This is a genomic window from Bacillus sp. NH11B (genome assembly GCF_001884205.1).
GTDB lineage: Bacteria > Bacillota > Bacilli > Bacillales > Bacillaceae_G > Bacillus_A > Bacillus_A proteolyticus.
In genome coordinates, this window is record NZ_MAOG01000015.1 from 1 (window position 1) to 21,996 (window position 21,996).

A 21,996-nucleotide genomic window follows, 5' to 3' on the forward strand; every position below is an offset into this window, starting at 1 on the left:
AGCATATTGGTAATTGTACGCAATATCTTTCTTCTTAATAGGACCTACATCCAAACGGGCATAATCGTTATCAATTTGATGGGCTACTACATCTGCTTTGCTGTAGTAAAGCATGACTTCATGAAAGAAATCTGATAAAGGTGTCTCTTGAATCTGCACACTTGGAATACCCTTCATTTCATTTTCAGGAACAAGGTTTCTATCCTTTAATTGAGCGACTACAACATTTGCATCTCCTCTCGCATACTCGTGAAAAGGTATTAGTGTTTCTTCAAGTGTAGGATCAGATAATACTGTTGTTCCATCAGCATTTTTTACAGGTATAGCGGTAGCAGTTTTATCTTTTAAAACCAGCTTTCCATCTTGCTTTGTAAAAGTAAGGTCAATACGTGAGATATGTGTTCCATATTTATCTGGTTCTGTAATAATTACGCCATTTACAACTTCTTTTTTTACAAGTTTATGCATATGAGCTGCAAAAATAGCGCTAAGTTCGGGGCAAGCATTCGCAATATCTTGAACCCCAGTACCAGGGATGCCATTCTCATTTTCGAGGCCCATATGCATAACTCCTACCATTACATCTACTTTACCTTCTAATTCTTTAATTGCCTTTTTTGTCTCTTCTACTGGATTTTTCACCACTAAACCATCCAAATGATCTGTCCCTTTTTCAAAATCACTAATCATTGGTGTATTCATGCCAATAATCCCGACTTTAATTCCACCTTTTTCAACAATCGTAGATGCAGGAAGAAAACGCTCTCCATTTTCCTTATAAATATTTCCTGCTAACGTCTTTCCCTTATATTGCTCACTAACTTTTTTCAATGTATCTAATCCAAAGTTGAATTCATGATTTCCAAATGCCCAAGCATCATATCCCATTGCATTCATCGCTACCATCATTGGCGATTGTGGCTTATCATTGAATAATTCTACTGAGTTTCCTTGAATTGTGTCCCCAGCATCTACTAATATGGTATTGGGATTTTCTTGACGTATCTTCTTTATAACCGTATAAAGCTGCGTTAAACTTCCACTCGTATTTGCACCATCAAGCGCATAATCCCAAGGCATAAATCTACCATGAATATCTGCAGTACCCAACAATGTAATATTAACATCAGATTCCTCAGCTTTAGAGATAGCTGGTTTGACTGTTACTGCTGTTACAAGGAGCATAAGAATAACAAAATAACATACATAGTTCTTCCATTTCATTTTTGGCATAATAACATATTTCTCCCCTTTTGTACTGTCATAAAGTTGCATGAACTTTAAAAATGTAACTTATTATTCGAAAAACTTCAACTACAAAAAATTATCACTAGCAGACTGGAATTATGCCTTCCAACTCAGTAATTTCCTCATTAATTAACTGCTCTATTTTTTTAAAAAAGTCATCAATTTGATTAAGTGCCGTAAGAATAAACAGATTTGAACGCATCCAATAAGGTTTTGATTGCTTATTGTCAGCTACTACCTCAATACCTACAATTCCTCTTTTGTCATGTAAGAAGAATCTCATAGATAAGAAATGAGTTACATTGTCTATATCCTCACCTGAAACCCATTGAAATTCATGTAGTTTAAAAGTGGAAAACTTGATTATTCCCTCTTTTAAAACTTTGAGTTCTTCATTGGTGGTATATATATTAATGTTCGCAGTGCCATAAGATCCAGTAAAATCAAAATTCAATTCAAAAAAATCGGTATCTTCCCATATTCTTTTTATTTTTATATTCGGTTCAGGCATTGTGGTCTATCCTCCCATAAATTGCACTTTCCAATTGAGAATATTATAACAAGTTTCCCTGAAGAAAACGGTTCCGTTAGATAAGTAAAAAATAATGTATATTCTATATATGCGAGGTTTACATAACTTCACTTATCGGTAGCAAGGAAACAGCAGATCCCTACTCTCATAAAGAATCTACCTCTTTCTCTTTCTATCAATCCATGCAATTTTTTATACATCCCTATCATAGTGTGGGGTCTCGTTTGTTACTGGATTAGCCGAAAAACTCTATAAAATCCTGCATGCTTTTAGCGTGGTTTTCACCAAAATACTGGTGATGGCACACCGCAATATTGCACGTCAGCAATACCAAAAATGGACTTCACCTTCGGTAGTAAGAATCTCACTTACGTTAGTCAGCTTGCCTCTTTTCTAAAACCATAAAGAACGTACTATCTGGTAGCGCAACCGCATTCCCAGACTCATCTGTAAACTCGATTTTCTCGCTAAGATGGTTTGTATATCCATCCTGCAAATAGTTCATAGCTTGAACGATGTTTACTTTATCTCCAAAGATCCCCTTTACGAAATCCTTATAGTCGTTTGGCGTAAAGATTCCAAACTGCTCCTGCACCTCATGAACGAAGGAATCCTCGCCCCAGGTATACGTATATAAGAACTCCATCGCATCGTTAACAGGTATTTTGACTGTATTGCCTGCAAGTACCTCATACTGGATTATACGCCCCTTAAATTCATGGACATACTGCTCTAAGAACTTCATTCCGCCCGCATCTTTAAAACGAATCACACGCATTAACGTTTTATCTTCGGTCATGATGCCATCACGAATGATAATACGCCCCCCTGGCTTTAACACCTCGTAGGCACTTTGCAGCCCCTTTTTAATTACTTCATGATTGAATTTCTTACCTTCATACTCGATATAAGAGAACAGCTCATGAAGGATAGAAGAATATACAATCGTATCAACCGATTCTTTATCAAACGAGCTACTTAAGTTGATTGCATCCCCTTTAATGATGTCCCAAGACCGACCCTCTTTCTGCTTCTTCTTTTTCAACGTATCAATCACGTTTTCAGAAATATCGATACCGTAGATTCGTTTATTCTCAGTCTCTTCTTCAATCATATCTAGCATGACACCACCACCGGCTCCGACGTCTACAACCGTATCTCCCTTTATATAATCAAGAATAATTCGTTTATCATCAGCCGAACTATTCATATGCTCCAGATATACTTCTTCGTTATGGAATCTATCATACGCATCCTTACGTAACCCGAAGAAATCAAATAGCAGCACATTTGCCCGAGCATGCATCATATCTATCTTTTCTGCCTCTACACAGAAGGTAATTAACGCCTCACCTACAGCAGAAAACTGAAACGACACATACGCAGTCTTCATATCTTCATCAACTTTAGCCTCAAAAGAAACATGCGTTGTATCCGGCTTCTCGTTCTCACGGTACTCCCGTAGATACTTCTCAATAACCCGCTTACGATACACGTTGTTCTTCTTCTCGCCTTTGAAATCATAGTGCAACTGCTGCATCAATTTCTCGAAATGGATATGCTGAACCTTTCCAGTGCCTATCTCGTTCTTTAACATAACAAAAACTGTCCAAATATCCTCGAAGCTAAGAGCATGCATAGACGGTTCTACATACCACAAATCCTTATCAGATAAGAAGGTTTGAACGCCACTCTTCTCGCTCCCCATAATTATATCTTTTTCAAATGCTGACTCCTTATGTTTTGGCGTGAGTCTATGTATGCGAGAAGTAAATGGCTCCACATAAGCATCAAACAGACCATCAATTGTAATCTTCACATCGTTCTTTACTTCACTCCACAAGGATTTTGATACGCCCTCAATAATACATTGGTTAAGATAGTATAGAATCTCCTTTAACCTAACGTCTCCGTATTCTTCTTTATATGTGTTAATTAAATCAACATGAGAGTCCAAACGTGCCTCTCCGCGGATATACTGCCCGATTAATCCATGTGTTCTAATTAAATCTCGAACAAACAAATACTCAGTAGAGTTTAAGTTTGTCTCTATACGTTCGCTAAACTGAATATCACTAAAGATATCAGCAGAACCCTCGTTATGTACCAATAGATTAATCCCGTTTTTCTTCCATTGCTCCCGCCGTTTTAAAGAGCCTACCTTTGCAAGCTCACTATACGTTAGTACCTTTTCAATAATGCAATACGCTTCTTCGTCTAAAGGCAACCCATCTAATACTTGCAGCGTACGGTGTACATAGTACAACACCGCATCCGTTTTTAATGCACCAAGTACCTGTACATTCTCATAGTTTTGATGTATCTCCTCTGCCTCGATTAGATGCTTTAACCACGTAGGGAGAGCATCAGAAAACCCTTCAATGTATTTATTTAGAACTTCTATGTTTTTCAACTTATTTACCCCCATATATAATCAATATCTGTAGTAAGGTCTGGGACACCTTCTCCAAAAAGATCATCACCTTATGTCCCCCTGAGTGCTACTACTTGCTATTTACCATCTACATCTCTTTCAAATACAAATGCATCAAATCTAGTCTTTTTATCATGTAAAAGAGAGTTATCAATTTTGTTACTAACATGCCAAGTTTGTAACACATTCTTTTGTTCATCTCTTATTTTAACTTCATTAGGAATTTCGGCGGATCACTTCTTAAATTGATAAACATATGTTGTGACAGAATCAACTGAAAATGGAAACGGCAAGCGGGTGCACTCCACTTGCCGTTTTTTCATAGCTTAGTATGTATTTGAATTTCTTTTGCTTTCTCTTTTTCACCCTTCACGCGTACAATTAAATCATATGATCCGGATTTTGGAGCTTCAAAAGAAAGCAAACCTTCTTTTTGAGAAGTGATTTCTTCTTCATAAATAACCTTATCATCTTTTGTAACTTGCAATAAAATCGTACCTTCTTCAACGGCTGCTTCATAAGGAATTTCCACATTTCCTTTTTCAGCTTTAAGCGTTTGCACATCGTAATACCCTTGCAAGGAACCAATTTTTAAAGTCGTTTCACCATTTTTTTGAACCTTTGTGACTTGTGTTGCTGTATTGCATGCGCTTAACAATACAACAAGAGTGAGAATCATAAATAAACGTAGTAATTTCATAGAAATTCCCCTTTTTTATGTATATGAATTAAGATTCATTCTTTAACTATTTCAAAAACACCAACAGCTTAAAAGAATCACTGCTTTTCTTCAATTTCTTTTTTAAATAATTTTTGAAACTCTAATTCTGTTTCATTAATAAAACCAAGATGTAGCACACTAGAAATATCTTCATGATTCAAAAAGAAATTGTACTCCGAAGAAATATTACCATGAGGAAAATAACAACATACATAATCCCATGTTTTTGTTTCAGAATCCATCTGTCTTCTTCCATAAACCATTAATGGATGTTCCCAACCTTTAAACATTACAACAGAACCTATTGGAAGTAATTCTAACTCTAAATTTTATCCCATCTTATTTCCCACCTCTTAAAATAGCTTTTTTTACAATAAAATACATAATAGAGAATAGTAAACAAACTCCAATTGTACCGAAAGTTGCAATTGAAATTTTACCTGCTAATGTTTCATTTGGATCTAATGCATTAGGTAAAATTGTACCGAAAATTGCAATACAAGCTAATACAACCATAAAATATTTAAATCTTTTTACTTTCTTATTCATACTAATTATCCCCTTTATTCCTTAACATTAACTTCTAAACCAAATCCCCATAAACCTACACCAGGACCAAATGGTACATGGAATTTGAATCTGCTTTTTCCAGCTTCAAAAGATCCCCCGAGATTCCCAAATTAATATCCCCAAGTATTATACATACCAATTAATACATATAGAAAAAGCCCCGTTCCAATCAAACACTTAAGCTCCCCTATTTTTTATAATACTCAAATAATTACACGCAAACATCTCTATCAATTCATCTTAATACCTCAATTACCTTTTAAGTATATCAATGACAAAATATATAATCTATTATTTTTTTTATATAATTAAAAACAAACATAGTTACAGCAAGAGAATGCTTGTATGCTGATTTGTACTGCATTACCTTATTCCATGTACTCTTAAAAAAACCTTACTTTTTAAAAGTAAGGTTTTTTGTATTTATTCATTAGCGATGTAAGCATTCTTATAAGTATAAATACCACCAAATTGATGCTTTTCAATTCCTTTTACATAATCCTTTTGTACGTAAGCTGAGCCAATTTGGTAAAGCGGTGCTATCGCAGCATCCTCTAATAGAATACGTTCAGCTTCTCGCAATGCTTCCCATCGTTTTTCAGGATCCAGTACAAAATCATTTTTCGCTTTCTTTATTAATTCATCGTAACGAGAATTGGAGTAATTCATTTTATTATTCGGATTACTCGTCGTAAATAGCTCTAAATAACTAATTGGGTCTTTATAGTCCGGTCCCCAATTTGTCAAAGATATATCGTAATCACCCGTTTGTTCTAACTGTAATTTTTGCTTAAATGGCTGTTGTTTAATGTGTATCGTTAATCCTTGCAAATGCTTTTCTAAGTCACCTTTTATATATTCTGCCATACGTTTTGCATTATCTTGTTCATATGTTAAAAACTCGAGTTCTACTTCGTCTACTCCCAGTTCTTTTTTCGCTTCTCCCCAAATCTTTTTCGCATTTTGCAAATCATATGAAGAAAGATCTCCGTTTTCTTTTCTAAAATCTTTACTAGTCTCTTCATTTATATGACCAGCTGGCACAAGCCCACTTGCTGGTTTTGCTCCATTATTAATAAAGTGAGCAACGAAATTTTCTTTATTTAGCGCGAATGAGATAGCCTGACGCACTTTCTTATTTGCTAATGCATTATTTTTTTCGTTAAAACGTAGCATAGCAATTCCAGGGTCACTCGACATATGTAAATCCTTATTCCCTTTATACTTGTCTACAAATTGAGAATTAATAGGCACCCGGTCCAAATTACCAGCTTCATATAAATTAACAACCGTCATTGTATCCTTTACAATTTGAAAGTTTATTTCGTCTAATTTCACTTTCTTTTGATCCCAATATGTAGCATTCTTCTTTAATTGAAACTCTTGTTCATGCTTCCATTCTTCTAATACAAACGGACCGTTATATATGAGATTACTAGGTTCCAATGCATAATTCTTTCCTTGTTCTTTCAAAAATGATTCATGCTGTGGTAAGTATATAGGTAGTGCTAACAACTGTAAAAAGTAAGGAATTGGCTGTTCTAGTTCCACTTCTAACTTATAATCATTTATGACTTTAACCCCAAGTTCATCAAGAGGCATCGTTCCCTTATTGATCTCTTTCGCATTTTTCACATAAAAAAGCATGGACGCATATTGAGAAGCTGTTTCAGGGTTAATTGCACGTTTCCACGCAAACATAAAATCCTTTGCTGTTACATTGTCCCCATTTGACCATTTTGCATCTTTACGCAAATCAAATGTATATTTTTTACCATCTTCACTTCTTTTAAACGATTTTGCTACTGCTGGAATCGGATGATCCTGATCATCTAACACATACAACCCTTCAAATATGTTTTGCATAACGTGTGCTGATGTACCATCCATCGTTTTCGCAGTATCAAGAGAGGGAATTTCTTCTGATACTGTTACATCTAACACTTGTTTTTTAGCTTCTACATCACTTTTATTCGCTTTATTATTACAAGCTGTTAAAAATAAAGATGTAACAAGTGCCATTACCATTAAATAGCTCTTTTTTCGCTTCATGAATTGTTCTCCTTAAGTATAAAATATTATAAATCGTTATATTTTGTGACTTCTATTATAATAAACCATTATTCATTATAAGTGCTTAATTATTATCGTTTTATCAAGCGACATATCAGCTATATTTTATGTTTATTTCGTATAGGTGTTAGCAAGTTCGTTTGCAAACTTGTTAGCACTTTTTATATTTCTTCTATTACATACACTTTCACAAACACATCATACTTAGCTGGTAACTGTAAAGAAATGAATGACTGGCATCTTCCTGTTATATTTCTGCTTATATATTTGTGTGAACTCTTCATACTTTTTTAACTTCTCTGCATTCACTTTCATTTTCTGTGACCGATCTACTTCGACTCCATGAAGTATCCCTTCTTCGTCACGAAATTTCACATCAGGAATATAAAAAAATATGGGGTAACATTGAAATCATCATTCCAGATGAAATAAAGAAAGAACACGAAAAAAGAATAAAAGAGAATGGAGATAGCTCATCCTCAAAAATAAAAATAAAAGCCGTAATTAACGGCTTTTATTTTTTTGTCACCAAACTATCCTTTTGTTAAAAATTTATTAACTCACTTTAATATATTCATACCACCACTTACCACCTGGCCGAGTATCCATCCACCAAGTGATTTTATCTAGTTCTGAATTAGGCAATACCTCAGTTTGGATATAAGCAAGACCTGTTAATGGATTAACAATAACTTTTCCTTTTGTTCCTCGTTCAACCATAGCTTGAATCGCTTCATTTAGATAGTTTATACCGAATTCACCAGACTTAACATATTGATATCCACTATTAGAACCGCCGTTTCTTCCACCATCCCCAACAGTTTGTCCCGTTAGAGCATATACGATAGAATTTGCGATTTTATCAACATTCCATTTAGCCATGTCGGATTCGTTATCGATGAATCCTAATTCGATAAGAATAGCTGGTGCTTTAGTTCCATTCAATACAGCTAAATCTGTACGTTGTTTCGCACCACGATCACGCCATCCAATATCTTTTGCTAGTTGAGCTGAGATTTTAGCCGCTAGGTCTTTCTGATCATAATACAGAACTTCCACACCCTGCCCATTCCCATCAGCTGCATTAAGATGAAAAGAAACAACCAAATCCACATTGTGGGAATTACTATTACGAACGATATTATTTAAATTTTGCGCTTGAGTGCTCCCTACTTCGTCTGTATCATCATAGACTGTGTGTCCTAAAGCTCTTAACTTAGCTGCCACCGCATCTTTCACCTGCCGATCCATAATATGCTCTTTTCGATTTCCAGAATTAGCCCCTTGTACAATACTGTTGTGCCCTCCGTGTAAACTATAACGAGTCATTATTCAACATCTCCTTTCTTATTATCATATTCAGAACTTGTCTTATTGCTCTTGTCACTTAAAATTCCAACTACATTCGTTAATGCTGAAGGTAGCGGAACTCCCATATGACCAGCGTTTTCTAAAAGTGAAAGCAACTCATTTCCGATAAAAAAATTGTCGCTTCACGAATAGCACTATTACTTCCAAGTGCTGTATCTAATTGTGTTGCCACTCCGATCAAAAGAAAAAGCACCGCCTTTTTGCGATGCCTTTGAAGCCAACTTTACTTTTTCACCTGCACACAGGACATTCAATGCTCCGAAAACAGTAATGATATCTGCGTCATCGGTCACGTTTGCATATCTTGTACACATTGGCTGGTCGTGTCCTCCCCACATTGCTATACGAGACCCCGAAATACCATAGTTGTAAGGAATTGTATTATTAGCATTACTAATCACTTTCCAATAGGGAGTTTCTGCATAATTTAGTGATGTAATACTATCTCCTAATACAGCCCAAATTGCAGCAGAAATACCAACAGGGAAATGTTGCATTATTTCGAATATTCGTTTGTTCAATAAAAAAAGCTACCCTATTCTATTTTCTAGAAAGGATAGCTTTCTCAAGAAGGTATATAAATACCTATCTTTGTAAACCTCGTTTATAACGACTTGCTTCAAATATAATACGCTCTTCATCTAATGTTTTACATTCACCATTCCAAACAACACGTTTACCGTTAATAATTACATCACTTATATCTTTTCCACTAGCAGCATATACAAGATGTGATAACACTTCATCAGCTGGTTGTAAATGTGGTTTATTAGACGGATCAATCGTAATAAAATCAGCACACTTTCCAACCTCAATTGATCCCGTTTGTTTCATCCCAATTACTTCAGCTGCTCCTTTCGTCGCAAGAGAAAGAGCTGTTTCAACTGGTAATGCTGTTGCGTCTTGATGAATACCTTTTTGTAATAAAGTTGCTATGCGCATTTCTTCAAACATATCTAAATTATTGTTAGATGCAACACTATCTGTTGCAATTCCTACTTTAATTCCTGCTTCTAGCATCGCTTTTACATTCGCTATACCAGAACCTAGTTTTAAATTACTATTCGGATTATGAGCTACCCGAACATCATGTTCTGCCAAGAAAGTACGCTCATTTTCATTTAATACTACACCGTGCGCAATAACTGTTGGGCGTTTAAACAATCCGCAACTTGCTGCATATTCTACTGGACGCTTCCCATACTGCGCTTCAATATCACGTACTTCACGCTCTGTTTCAGAAAGATGAATATGAACCATAGTTTGATTTTCTACGGCAATACGTGCACACTCTTCTAGCATTTCTGTACTACATGTATATGGGCTATGCGGCGCAACCATCGTAGTTAACATACCACTTTCGTTATAATAGCGTTTCACATATTTCTCAGCTTCTTCAATCGCTTTCTTCTCATCTTCTTTCGTTCCGAAGCTAAATAAAGTTCTTGAAACAGCAGCTCGCATTCCGCTCCTTGATACCGTTTCCATAATTGCGTCTTGATCTACTCCAATTGGATTAAACATATCAGAGAATGATGTTGTACCACTTTTCACCATTTCAAGTAATCCTAATTCCGTGCTAGCGACCGCTAGCTCTGGCGTAAACTGACTTTCAAGTGGCCAAATTCTCGTCTCAAGCCATGGCTGTAATAACATATCATCGCCAATACCTCTTAAAAGGCTCATAACAACATGTGTATGTGTATTAACAAGCCCTGGTAAAACCCACTTTCCTTTCATGTCAACTACTTCATCCACCTCAAAATTGTTAGCGAATTCTCCGCTATTTACATCTATAATTTGATCATTTTCTACAATGATATATCCATTTTCTATCACTTCATTTTGTTCATTCATCGTTGCAATTGTAGCGTTTACATAAGTTGTTTTCAAAAGTATTTCCCCTTTCAACTCTATGAAGTTCCCTTTAATAAGTTACCACCATTATAGTAACTTATTAAAGATTAAGAGTCAAAAGATAATTTTAATTCTTTCGTTGTCTTTTCATTTAAAATGTCATATTGTTTTTCATTTGTATCTGTAAATGCTTCTCCCCGATTTGATTCCGCATCCATATAATTTAGTTTTTCATTGAATTGAGCCTCTGTAAAATCAAAACGCTGTCCATCTATAAAGTTATAAAAGTGCCACACCTCTCTTACTTTTGTCTTTTTTATTTCTCCTCCGTATATGTCTTGAACGACTAAAGTCGTAACACCACATTGTCCCTTTGCTGGATTTTCAATTGTCCACTTTGAACTTGTTTCAATCGACCACGATTTTACTAACGCTTCATATATTTGTTTTTTCTTTACATTATCCATTCTCAGCTTCCCCTACTATTAATAGTTTTACACATCATATTGCAAAAGCGGTAATAGTCGATCCTTAAAAACCGTTGATGGCGTCTCTCCGATTAACTTCGCTCCCATTTTTAAATAATATCCTTTTGCATTCGGATCACTATCAATTGTAAAACTTTTTATTCCTAGTTCATTTGCTTGTTCTATTACAAACTTCCAAAGTATTTTCCCGTAACCTATCCCTTTAAAACGTGGATGAATGTAAAGGAAATCGAGAGCATTATCGTTACGTAAAAATGAGAAAAAGCCAATCTTCCTATTATCATTTTCTAAAACATATACAAAGTTATTTTTTATGTACTCTTCTGTAATTGTTAAATCTTCCTTACAAGCTAAGATAAATTCTTCGCTATAATTCCAAGTTGCTTTTGAATGTAATGCGAGTTCACTTAATTCGTTTGCTTCACTTAATAATGCTTCTCTTATCTTCATGATTCTTTCTCCTCACCTTTGATATATAAACTATTAAAATGATTCGAAAAGTAATTTAAAAAACCTCTTAATTTCGTAAATAAGAGGTTACTTTTATAAATTTTTATTATAGGTAACAATTTTTCAAGAGAAAAAGAACACCATTCCTGAAAATTGGCGTTCTTTTTTCTTTCAATCTTTATAACATATTATATTAAGAATCATTTTTACACTTCTATACAGTTTCTACTACCGTTTCAAGCATTGTTCCATTTTTAGCATAATTCGTATGCCAAGAAAAAGCTTTTTCTAAAACATGAGGAGTTTGTCCACCTCTTGTTTGTGCTTCTTCGTAATAAGCTCGTAACTGGTCACGATACATTGGATGTGCGCAATTCTCAATAATCAGTTCTACTCTTTCTCTTGGCGCCAATCCTCTTAAGTCAGCATACCCTTGTTCAGTAACGATAACATCTACATCGTGTTCCGTATGGTCTACATGTGAAACGAAAGGAACGATACTTGAAATGTTACCACCTTTTGCAATGGATTTAGTAACAAAGATAGCTAGACGTGCATTTCTTGCAAAATCACCAGAACCACCAATACCATTCATCATTTTTGTACCTAAAACGTGAGTAGAATTGACATTTCCGTATATATCTAATTCTAAAGCAGTATTAATCGAGATTAATCCAAGGCGACGAATGATTTCAGGATGATTAGAAATCTCTTGCGGGCGCATCATTAATTTGTCACGATATTTTTCAAAGTTGGAAAATACTTTTTGCATTTTCTCTTCAGAAAGTGTGATCGAGCAGCAGGAAGCAAAATTGACTTTTCCAGCATCCATAAGATCAAAGACCGCATCCTGTAAAACTTCAGAATACACTTCTAAATCTTCAAACTCGGAATCTAACATTCCATGCAGGACTGCATTTGCCACTGAACCAATTCCCGATTGTAACGGTGCTAAACGATTTGTTAATCGTCCTACTTTTACTTCATTTCGAAGAAACTCTATTAAATGCTGTGCCATAATAACAGTTTCTTCATCCGGAGGAACAATTGTCGATGGCGAGTCTAGTTGGTTCGTAAACACAATGCCTTTCACTTTTTCAGCATCGATCGGGATACCGATTGTTCCAATTCGATCATCCGTTTTCACAATCGGAATTGGAAGCCTTTCTCCTTGTTTACCTGGTTCATATAAATCATGTAGCCCTTCTAGCTGCACGGATTGAGACATATTCATTTCAATAATGATGGACTTAGCATTTAAAGAAAACGCTAAGGAATTTCCTATTGAAGTCGTTGGAATAATCATGCCATCCTCAGTAATCGCAACCGCTTCCAAAATAGCAAAATCTACATCCATAACGTCAGCGCGAAGTAACTCTGCTGTATGAGACAAGTGCTGATCTACAAATAAAAAGTCTCCGTTATTAATGCCTTTTCGCATAGTCGCATCGGCTTGGAAAGGCAACCTTTTCCCTAAAATTCCTGCCTCAGCAAATAATTTATCTACATCTGATCCTAAGGAAGCGCCAGTATAAACATTTACTTTAAAAGATTTATCATTCTTAACTCGGTTTACAAGCGCAAATGGGACTGCTTTTACATCACCTGCACGTGTAAACCCACTTAAGCCTAGAGTCATTCCACTTTCAATCCATGAAGCTGCTTCTTCAGGTGTAACTACGCGATCTTTCAGACGTTGATCCCTAATTCTATCCAAATTATTCTCCATATGTAATCCCTCTCCTAATGAATATTCATAATTATTTTACACTTTAACAGTATCCAAATAGGGGTTTCAGTATACAATGTAAAAAATTCAGACAAAACAGCGAATCAAGGTTCTAAAGCAGAATAATCTAGAACCCTAGAAGTTTGCGAAAATAGCTAGCGTATGATTGACTAACTGGTACCCTCTCTCCATTATCCATCGAAAGTAAAAAAGTAGAATGCGTATCAGGATATATCGCTTTAACATGATTTACATTTACAATAAAGGAACGGTGGCATCTAATAAATGAATCTTTCGGAAGCAAGTATTCGAATTCTTGTAGCGAGTATTTATGTGTTCCTGTTAACTCTTCTGAATTTACATACGTCTTTTTATCTTTCGCCTCTAAATACATGACCTTTGAAAAAGGAACCGGAATCCAGCCGTCCGTTGTTTTTAAAGTAACGACTGACTTTCCATCCGTTAAAGCTGGATAAATAGCTGTCACGCAACCTTCAAGCTTTCCATTGTTTGAAAATGGTACGGCCATTCCGTGATAAGGAATACCAAAAACATCCCGATTAATAAACTCAGAGGTTTTTTGGTTCGTCACCATTGCTTTATGAGCAATCGTTCCTTCCTTTATAGGATCACCGGCGCTAATCTTTAAATCAATTCGTTTACTTGGCCGATAATAAATATATTCTTTCGTATTCGATACAGCAATTGAAATTTCATCTGAAAATAATTCACCAACAACATCTAGTAGTAAACCTAATGTTTTATCTTCCATACTATTAACACCTCATTCACCATTATACTACTATTATGAACAGGCATCTGTTGCTTTATAAAAAGGTTGATTAGAAATTATTCTTAACATCTTGAAAATCTATTTCTACATATTCTTTATTTTCAAATTCGCTCATATCCACTCCTCCATATCCTTAAAAAACCTCACTTCAGAAAAAGTGAGGTTTCTTCTTATACAATATGTCCATCTAACCACGAAATCAAATCTTTAAATACTTCATCTCTATTCACTTCATGGAACATTTCATGTCTTCCATTTTCATATAAACGTAGTGTCACGTCTTTCACACCACATTTTTTATAGTTTTCATATACTTCTTTTACACCTTTCCCCATATCCCCAACAGGATCACGATCTCCAGAGAAAATATGTATTGGAAGATTGCTTGGCGTCTTCTTGTATTCTTCTAATTTGTTTACTTCTAGTACACCATGAAATAATTCTCGATAAAAACTTGTTGTACAAATAAAGCCACATAGCGGGTCTTTAATATATTTATCTACTTGACTGTTATCTGAAGATAACCAATCAAATTTTGTACGATTCGGCTTAAAATTCGAGTTAAAATTACCGAAAGATAAAAAGTTTAGCATCGGACTTTTCGTTTTCGCCCCGCGAAGTTTCATCTCAATTGTCGCCACTTTATGACCCACAACTCCTAAAACCCCTGGGTTTCCACCAGTTCCTGAAATAAGGAATCCATCATATAATTCGCCTCGAAGTTGCACAGCTCGTCTTGATAAGAAAGAGCCCATACTATGTCCGAGTAAAAACAATGGACATGACTGCTCTTCTTTTATCATTTCCGAAACAAAGATAACATCAGATACAACCTGATTCCACCCTATATTTGGTTCAAAATGACCATAGTCTTCTTCTTTTTTCACTGTTTTTCCATGCCCTTTATGATCATGAGCATAAACACCATACCCTGCGCCTAATAAAGCATCAATAAATTCTGTATAAACACCCGCATGTTCTGTCATACCGTGTGCAATTTGAATAATCCCTCGCGGATTTTCTTCTGGTACCCACTTACGTAAATAAATTTCCGATCCATCCAATGCCGTAACGAAACTTTCTTGTACGTTCATTTCGTCAGCCCCCAAATCTATTATGTATCTCAAAAAATGAATACCCATTCATTATTCTTACTATATATTATATGCAATTGCTTTCATTATGACAAATGCCTTCCTTTTCCGATTAGCTGTCAGACTATTATGTTGACGAATAAGAAATAAAATTATATAGTTACTTACATAAAGTAATTATTATATTTTATAGGAGGTTTCTATTATGATGCCATCATTATTTTTAGCACATGGTTCACCAATGCTCGCTATTCAAGATACAGATTATACACGCTTTTTAAAAACACTTGGAGAAACATATAAACCGAAAGCAATTGTTATTTTTACTGCTCACTGGGAAAGTGAAGTATTAACGATTTCCTCATCAGATAACGAATATGAAACAATTTATGATTTTGGAGGTTTTCCTCCTGATTTATACGAAATTAAGTATCGTGCGAAAGGCTCTTCTATCATTGCGTCTATGCTAGCAACAAAATTTAAAAACAAAGGCATTCCAGTCCATCATAATATGACGAGAGGGTTAGATCATGGTTCATGGACACTCCTGCATCGTATGTATCCAGAAGCAAATATTCCTGTCATACAAATATCAGTAAATCCATTCCTTCCTGCAAAAGAACAATTTGAAATTGGAGAAGCACTAAAAGGACTTGGACAAGAAGATATTTTAGTAATCGGCAGCGGTGTTACTGTTCATAATTTACGAGCATTGAAATGGAATCAAACAACACCTGAAAATTGGGCAATTGAATTTGATGATTGGATTATTAAACATATGCAGACCAATGATAAAGATGCATTGTTTAATTGGGAAAACAATGCGCCTCATGCACAATTAGCAGTACCAAGAGCAGAGCATTTTGTTCCTTTATTTATCGCTATGGGAAGTGGTGAAAATAGCGGTGAAGTCATTCACCGTAGTTATGAGCTCGGTACATTAAGTTATCTATGTCTTAAATTTTAAAGAAAAGGATGAAGCAATCGTTGCTTCATCCTTTTTTCATTCACTTAGTTAACTAACTTCCAAATGTCGTTTCTCTGATACCTCTTCGTTCTTATTATGAAAATAAACCCAAATGCACGCAATAAATAAAAGTGATGATGTAGAGAAGAAAACATATTGGAAGCCTGCATGAGCTGCAATTTGTCCCCCGAGCACTGGACCAATCATATTTCCTAAAAACTGAAACGACTGATTATATCCAAATATTCGTCCCGTAACATGGGTTGGTGTATGTTGTTTTAGTAGAGTTTGTACTGAAGGTAATAATCCTGCTTGTGCAATACCTAATAAAAAGCGAAGAATTAATAGTTGCCAAGCTGAGGTTACAAATGCTTGCGGAATAAAAATAATTCCGGCAGCAAACAAAGCTACAACTAACGTTTTTTGAGGACCGATATGATCTGATAATCTTCCAAGTCTTGGCGCTGCCAAAATAACTGCTAACCCTGTCGCTGACATGACTGCCCCTGCAATCATTTCGATATGAGATGTTCCTGGCCCTTCCAAATTCTTTACGTACAATGTAATAATAGGTTGAATTGACATATTCGCAAGTTGAATAATAAATGTTGTTATAAATAAACTAATAATTAAATTCTTAGCTGGGACCATCGTCCATACTTTTTTCGGCTGTGCTTTTTTTGCCTTGGCAGAGTGATTTTCTTCATGTAGGAAGAAAAAGACGATGAGAAAGGAAAGGAATAAAAAAGCTCCTGTAACAAGAAAGACATGGCGCATTCCAATTAACTCCGACAAATAACCTCCAAGTAATGGCCCAAGTAATGAGCCGCTCACGCCACCAGTTGAAATTGTAGAAATCGCCCAACCTGAATGTTCTTGCGGAGTTTCTGCAGCAATAAATGTCATCGCTGTAGAAAGGAAACCTGATACCGATCCCATTAAAAACCGAAGTGCGACTAGTTGATACACGTCCGTCACAAACCCCATAAGCGTCATAATTATCGCCATACCAAGGCTCGCACGTATAAGCATCAATTTCCGTCCATGTATATCACCAAGCTTGCCCCATATTGGTGATACGATCGCACCCATTAAAAATGTCACACCAAATGCAAGTCCCGACCACTGTGCAATACTAGAAGTGCCAGTCACCCCTAATTCCTCAATATAAAAAGATAAAAAAGGAATTACTAAACTCATACCGGCTGCAGTGGTAAAACAACCTAGCCAACAAATCATTAAATTTCGTTTCCAGCTGGCCATTTTCACACCTTCTTTCATTCGATACCCATTCTACACCTTTTTTTGTAAAAAGTTTAGTAATTTGATTTATACGTAATATTAATTACTAAACTCGATATTTCCTAGCAAAAACCACTTAAATTCCACATTATTTTCATAATAAAACCAACTCCAAGATATGGAGTTGGTCAATTCTCTTCTATCGGTATTAAACGAGCATTGCAATTTCTCTCATAAAACTCAATCGGACCCGCTTGTCCAATAATTGCATATTCATATCCATCTTGCTTCATATTATATAAACAATGATGCAACAATTCCTTACCTACACCTTTCACACGATTTTGTTTCGCTGTCCCCATCGGGCCAAATAATCCTTTCTTTCCTCTCACTACATCGTAACAAGCGAAGCCTACTATCGCTTCTTCCTGCTGTGCAATATAAATAGGTACCTTTTCTTTAAATGTTCTAAATCCATAATCTATCGAATGTAACCAACGTTCTCTAAATTCGTCCTTAACAAAACTTGCTAATTTTTCAAAATCAGAAAGGCTAGCTCTTCTAATATTACAAGATAATGTATTATAAATGGGATCAAAGCATCTTAAATCGACCGATAAATCTCTTGGTTCGGCTGTTATACGCAATATATCTTGTTGCATTTGTGTATGAATAAACTTTCCAACATCTGTATCTAAACGAAATAATGCATATATTATATGGCCTTCATTTATTAAGATTTGCTGAAAAACGTTCCATACGTTTTTTCGCCATTTGTAACATCTCTAGTGTCTTATAGGATAAGTTATATTGTCCTATTTTTATATACTCTTGATCATTAAAACCCAATTGTTTTTGTAGCGACACTTTTTCTAAAAAATCCGTACCCACTTTACGAAACAAATACATATATAACTCAGCGCACACTCCTGTACCTTCTTTACACATGCCGATAAACAGATGGACCGGGTGAATTATGTTACATTGACTCTCTTCTGCTGCAATCTCCAATATTTTATGTATACGTTTTGTAAATTGAAATTCTTCCATATATCTCGTCTCCTAATGGCTTAGTATCGAATCATAGCCATAAATAATTGAAACAATTATCCCCACTACCAATATCCCTGGAAGTAAATTTGCCACTTTAATTTTAATAAATCCAAGTAAGTTTAATCCGATTGCGAATATCATAATACCGCCAGTAGCCGTCATTTCCACTATAAATTGATTCATTAATTCTTTTGGAACAAAACTATTAATTTGTGTTGCAAAAACCGCGATACCTCCCTCGTATAAAATAACTGGAATCGCTGAAAATACTACGCCAATTCCTAGAGTTGTCGTTAATATAATAGAAATAAACCCATCGATAATCGCCTTTGTAAATAAAATATCATGATTTCCGCGAATCCCACTGTCTAATGCTCCAAGTATCCCCATCGCACCAATTGCAAAAATTAAAGTAGCTGTTACAAAACCTTCTGATATGCTTCCTTTCCCTTTCGACCCAACTTTATTTTCTAGCCAATCCCCTAAAAGTTTTAACTTTTCTTCTAATTGTAGCCATTCTCCGATTACCGTACCAATCACTAAACTTAGTATGACAACAAGAAAATTTTCACTTTTCAATGCCATTTGAAGTCCAAGCACAGTAACCGCTAAACCAATTGCGTGCATAATCGTTCCCTTCATACTTTCTGGAATCGTACTAAATAATTTACCAAACAAAGTACCAATTATAATGCAGACACCATTTACAACCGCTCCTAATATAACCATTTCTTATTCTTCACCCTTCGAATTCTTTATTTCTATATTTTGGTTTATACATTGATTTACAGGTTACCTATATGTTAACTTAATATTGTGAATATTAACAAACAATTTCTACTATATAACCCGCTATTTTTTTGTTACTATACAAAGACCGATTTCTTTTAGTAGATTCATTGTTAATCTACTTGCGGGATAAACTCAAAAGGGAAGGTATTTATGAAGACTTTACTAAAACGATTTCTGTTAATAGCCTTTTTCATTACACCAATTGTTTTATTAATCAACTACTCTTTTATTTCAAAAGCGAAAGACAAACCTGATATGCAAAACAAGTCTAGTAAAACAGCTTCAAAAAGCGAAAAGAAAATAGAAGAGCCTGAAATCACACTCACCTTCTCTGGTGATACAATGTTCGATTGGCAATTACGTCCCGTAATCGAAAAAAATGGGGCTGATTATCCATTCCAACACGTACAAGAAGAAATAACAAAAGCTGATATTTCTTTTATTAATTTAGAGTCAGCATTTACAGCGAGAGAAAAAAAAGTACCTGGACAACAATTTTGGATTAAAAGCGACCCATCCACACTACAAGCAATAAAAAATACTGGATACGATATTGTCAATATTGGCAATAACCATACGCTTGATTATGGACAAGATGGACTACTAGACACCATTTCTCACGTCGAAAAATTAAAACTACCTTACACTGGAGCCGGAAAAAATGCTGAGGATGCTTATACCGCTCGTGAACTAACTGTAAAAGGGAAAAAGTTTAAGTTTCTTTCCTTCGTTCGATTTATGCCTAACTTTAATTGGGTAGCTGGTGAAAATAAGCCTGGCGTTACGAACGGATACGATCTAGATCTTGTAACCAAAACGATTCAAGAGCAAAAGAAAGATGCTGATTATGTAATCGTTTATATGCATTGGGGCGTTGAAAAATCAAATCGTCCAATAGAATACCAAAAACAATATGTACCTAAAATGGTTGAAGCAGGAGCTGACGCTATTGTCGGCAGTCATCCACATTGGTTACAAGGGTTTGAGTATTATAATAAAGTTCCTATCGCTTACTCATTAGGAAACTTTTTATTCCCAAGTTATGTAAATGGAAAAAGCGCCGAAACTGGCGTATTAACTTTAACCTTTAAAGGAAATGATGTCCAAATGTCATTTAACCCGTACATCATTCGCAACAACCAAGTTTCTCCTGTAAATGAAGAAGAAAAGAAAAAAGCACTACAATATTTACAAACGGTTTCAACTGATGTGGAAATTGATGATACTGGGAAAATAATAAATAAACGTAAATAGAAAGAGAGCTAATAATAGCTCTCTTTCTATTTTTTTAAATAAGTAAATCAAACAAAATAGGATTTTTATTAAGCTCCACAAATTGAATATTATTTTCTTTAAAACGAGTAATTAATTGCTCATAATCTTCTTTATGTTTTAATTCTACCCCGACTAGCGCTGGACCATTTTCTTTATTGTGTTTCTTAATGTACTCAAAGCGCGTAATATCATCTTCTGGCCCTAATCCTTTATCAAGAAATTCTCTTAGCGCTCCCGATCGCTGCGGGAATTCAATGATGAAGTAATGCTTTAGTCCTTCATAAATGAGCGAACGTTCTTTCATTTCTTGCATTCTATCAATATCATTATTTCCACCACTTAGCGTACATACAACTGTTTTCCCTCTTATTTCATCTCTGTATAGATCAAGTGCTGCAATAGAAAGTGCTCCAGCAGGTTCAGCTACAATTGCATTTTTCTTATACAGTTCTAAAATCGTCGTACAAACCTTTCCCTCTGGTACTAAAACAATATCATCAATGACATCTTTACAAGTTTCAAATGTTAACTTCCCTACCTTTTTTACAGCTGCTCCATCAACAAAGCTATCTATTTTCTCTAATGCTACATTTTCATTTTGAAGAAAAGCCTCTTTCATAGATGCAGCCCCCATCGGTTCTACACCAATGACCTTTGTAGTTGGACTAACACCTTTCACATATGTACCTACACCTGATGCTAATCCACCACCGCCGATTGCTGTAAAGAGATAATCAACTGCCTTATCCATATCGTGCATAATTTCAACAGCTACTGTTCCTTGCCCTGCAATCACATACGGATCATCAAACGGATGCACAAATGTCATCCTATTTTCCTCACAATAGCGCTGTGCTTCTTGAAAAGCACCATCAAATGTATCACCAACTAACATGATTTCTGCAAAGCTACCACCAAAAAATTGAACTTGTGATACTTTCTGTTTTGGTGTCGTTGTTGGCATAAAGATTTTCGATGGAATATTTAATAAATTACACGTATACGCAACTCCTTGTGCATGATTGCCAGCACTTGCACAAACAACACCATTTTGTAATTGTTCTTTCGACAAACTTTGAATTAAATTGTATGCACCGCGAATTTTGAAAGAACGAATTACTTGCAAATCTTCTCGTTTAATATACACCTCACATTCGTATTTTTCAGATAAAACCTTATCTCGCTGCAAGGGCGTTTTCATGACGATATCCTTCATGCAGTTATGGGCCATAAGGATATCTTCAATCTTCACTCTCTCCTTCACATTTTGCACCATTTTCTATCATCCTTATCTCTTTTATTTTGAC

At 35.3% G+C, this 21,996-nt stretch carries 19 protein-coding genes and 5 pseudogenes; 2 read left to right on the forward strand and 22 right to left on the reverse strand.

Going from position 1 to position 21,996, the window contains the following annotated elements; all coding sequences use genetic code 11:
• The 18 genes and pseudogenes from BAU27_RS02280 to BAU27_RS02360 all read right to left on the reverse strand — a co-directional run.
• A partial coding sequence (locus tag BAU27_RS02280; protein ID WP_175546518.1) for a metallophosphoesterase occupies positions 1–1,233 on the reverse strand: 1,233 nt, incomplete at its 3' end.
• Between the two features lie 97 nt (positions 1,234–1,330).
• Positions 1,331–1,759, reverse strand: coding sequence for a hypothetical protein (locus BAU27_RS02285; RefSeq protein ID WP_071770016.1), 429 nt, complete (start codon positions 1,757–1,759; stop codon positions 1,331–1,333).
• A 394-nt stretch (positions 1,760–2,153) separates the two neighbouring features.
• The gene (locus BAU27_RS02290) at positions 2,154–4,208 is read right to left on the reverse strand and encodes a class I SAM-dependent methyltransferase (protein ID WP_071745119.1); all 2,055 of its coding nucleotides are present in this window, start codon (positions 4,206–4,208) and stop codon (positions 2,154–2,156) included.
• A gap of 325 nt (positions 4,209–4,533) precedes the next feature.
• On the reverse strand, positions 4,534–4,914 hold the full coding sequence (locus BAU27_RS02295; protein ID WP_071745118.1) for a BA_1872 family lipoprotein: 381 nt from the start codon (positions 4,912–4,914) through the stop codon (positions 4,534–4,536).
• A gap of 77 nt (positions 4,915–4,991) precedes the next feature.
• Positions 4,992–5,240, reverse strand: coding sequence for a DUF4176 domain-containing protein (locus BAU27_RS02300; RefSeq protein ID WP_302848827.1), 249 nt, complete (start codon positions 5,238–5,240; stop codon positions 4,992–4,994).
• Between the two features lie 34 nt (positions 5,241–5,274).
• Positions 5,275–5,484, reverse strand: coding sequence for a hypothetical protein (locus BAU27_RS02305; RefSeq protein WP_071770017.1), 210 nt, complete (start codon positions 5,482–5,484; stop codon positions 5,275–5,277).
• 14 nt (positions 5,485–5,498) lie between these two features.
• A pseudogene (locus BAU27_RS33300) lies at positions 5,499–5,612 on the reverse strand (WXG100 family type VII secretion target); the annotation flags it as partial.
• 316 nt (positions 5,613–5,928) lie between these two features.
• The gene (locus BAU27_RS02310) at positions 5,929–7,557 is read right to left on the reverse strand and encodes a peptide ABC transporter substrate-binding protein (protein WP_071770018.1); all 1,629 of its coding nucleotides are present in this window, start codon (positions 7,555–7,557) and stop codon (positions 5,929–5,931) included.
• 182 nt (positions 7,558–7,739) lie between these two features.
• Positions 7,740–7,962, reverse strand: a pseudogene (locus BAU27_RS02315) (replication-relaxation family protein); the annotation flags it as partial.
• 171 nt (positions 7,963–8,133) lie between these two features.
• Complete coding sequence (locus BAU27_RS33490) at positions 8,134–8,298, reverse strand: N-acetylmuramoyl-L-alanine amidase C-terminal domain-containing protein (protein WP_412676980.1); 165 nt, start codon at positions 8,296–8,298, stop codon at positions 8,134–8,136.
• A gap of 99 nt (positions 8,299–8,397) precedes the next feature.
• Positions 8,398–8,907, reverse strand: a pseudogene (locus tag BAU27_RS02320) (N-acetylmuramoyl-L-alanine amidase); the annotation flags it as partial.
• Positions 8,907–9,180: pseudogene (locus BAU27_RS32695) on the reverse strand (phage holin family protein); the annotation flags it as partial. The pseudogenes BAU27_RS02320 and BAU27_RS32695, both read right to left, overlap by 1 nt.
• Positions 9,181–9,534: 354 nt before the next feature.
• Positions 9,535–10,860: a bifunctional S-methyl-5'-thioadenosine deaminase/S-adenosylhomocysteine deaminase gene (locus tag BAU27_RS02335; protein ID WP_116733443.1), complete on the reverse strand. Its 1,326-nt coding sequence runs from the start codon at positions 10,858–10,860 to the stop codon at positions 9,535–9,537.
• 53 nt (positions 10,861–10,913) lie between these two features.
• Positions 10,914–11,273: a YunG family protein gene (locus BAU27_RS02340; protein WP_071770021.1), complete on the reverse strand. Its 360-nt coding sequence runs from the start codon at positions 11,271–11,273 to the stop codon at positions 10,914–10,916.
• Between the two features lie 27 nt (positions 11,274–11,300).
• On the reverse strand, positions 11,301–11,744 hold the full coding sequence (locus tag BAU27_RS02345) for a GNAT family N-acetyltransferase (RefSeq protein ID WP_071745111.1): 444 nt from the start codon (positions 11,742–11,744) through the stop codon (positions 11,301–11,303).
• Between the two features lie 214 nt (positions 11,745–11,958).
• On the reverse strand, positions 11,959–13,473 hold the full coding sequence (locus BAU27_RS02350; protein ID WP_071770022.1) for a succinyl-CoA:acetate CoA-transferase ScpC: 1,515 nt from the start codon (positions 13,471–13,473) through the stop codon (positions 11,959–11,961).
• A 127-nt stretch (positions 13,474–13,600) separates the two neighbouring features.
• Positions 13,601–14,245: a LytTR family DNA-binding domain-containing protein gene (locus tag BAU27_RS02355; protein WP_071770023.1), complete on the reverse strand. Its 645-nt coding sequence runs from the start codon at positions 14,243–14,245 to the stop codon at positions 13,601–13,603.
• 191 nt (positions 14,246–14,436) lie between these two features.
• Positions 14,437–15,360, reverse strand: coding sequence for an alpha/beta hydrolase (locus BAU27_RS02360; protein WP_071745108.1), 924 nt, complete (start codon positions 15,358–15,360; stop codon positions 14,437–14,439).
• Between the two features lie 205 nt (positions 15,361–15,565).
• Here BAU27_RS02360 and BAU27_RS02365 point away from each other — a divergent pair, with 205 nt between their 5' ends.
• Positions 15,566–16,327, forward strand: a complete 762-nt coding sequence (locus BAU27_RS02365) for a DODA-type extradiol aromatic ring-opening family dioxygenase (protein WP_071745107.1) — start codon at positions 15,566–15,568, stop codon at positions 16,325–16,327.
• Between the two features lie 48 nt (positions 16,328–16,375).
• Here BAU27_RS02365 and BAU27_RS02370 read toward each other — a convergent pair whose 3' ends face one another.
• The 3 genes and pseudogenes from BAU27_RS02370 to BAU27_RS02380 all read right to left on the reverse strand — a co-directional run bounded on the left by BAU27_RS02370 (position 16,376) and on the right by BAU27_RS02380 (position 19,351).
• Complete coding sequence (locus tag BAU27_RS02370) at positions 16,376–17,590, reverse strand: multidrug efflux MFS transporter (protein WP_071770031.1); 1,215 nt, start codon at positions 17,588–17,590, stop codon at positions 16,376–16,378.
• 167 nt (positions 17,591–17,757) lie between these two features.
• Positions 17,758–18,619: pseudogene (locus BAU27_RS02375) on the reverse strand (GNAT family N-acetyltransferase).
• A gap of 12 nt (positions 18,620–18,631) precedes the next feature.
• Positions 18,632–19,351: a DUF554 domain-containing protein gene (locus BAU27_RS02380; protein WP_071745105.1), complete on the reverse strand. Its 720-nt coding sequence runs from the start codon at positions 19,349–19,351 to the stop codon at positions 18,632–18,634.
• 213 nt (positions 19,352–19,564) lie between these two features.
• Between BAU27_RS02380 and BAU27_RS02385 the strand changes: the two genes are divergently transcribed.
• Positions 19,565–20,668 carry a CapA family protein gene (locus BAU27_RS02385; RefSeq protein ID WP_071770024.1) on the forward strand — a complete coding sequence of 368 codons (1,104 nt, stop codon included), beginning with the start codon at positions 19,565–19,567 and terminating at the stop codon, positions 20,666–20,668.
• A 34-nt stretch (positions 20,669–20,702) separates the two neighbouring features.
• On the opposite strand, the gene ilvA is transcribed toward BAU27_RS02385, so the two are convergent.
• Positions 20,703–21,965 (reverse strand): threonine ammonia-lyase IlvA, encoded by a 1,263-nt coding sequence (gene ilvA / locus BAU27_RS02390; RefSeq protein WP_071770025.1) that lies wholly within the window; start codon positions 21,963–21,965, stop codon positions 20,703–20,705.
• Between the last annotated feature and the right edge of the window lie 31 nt (positions 21,966–21,996).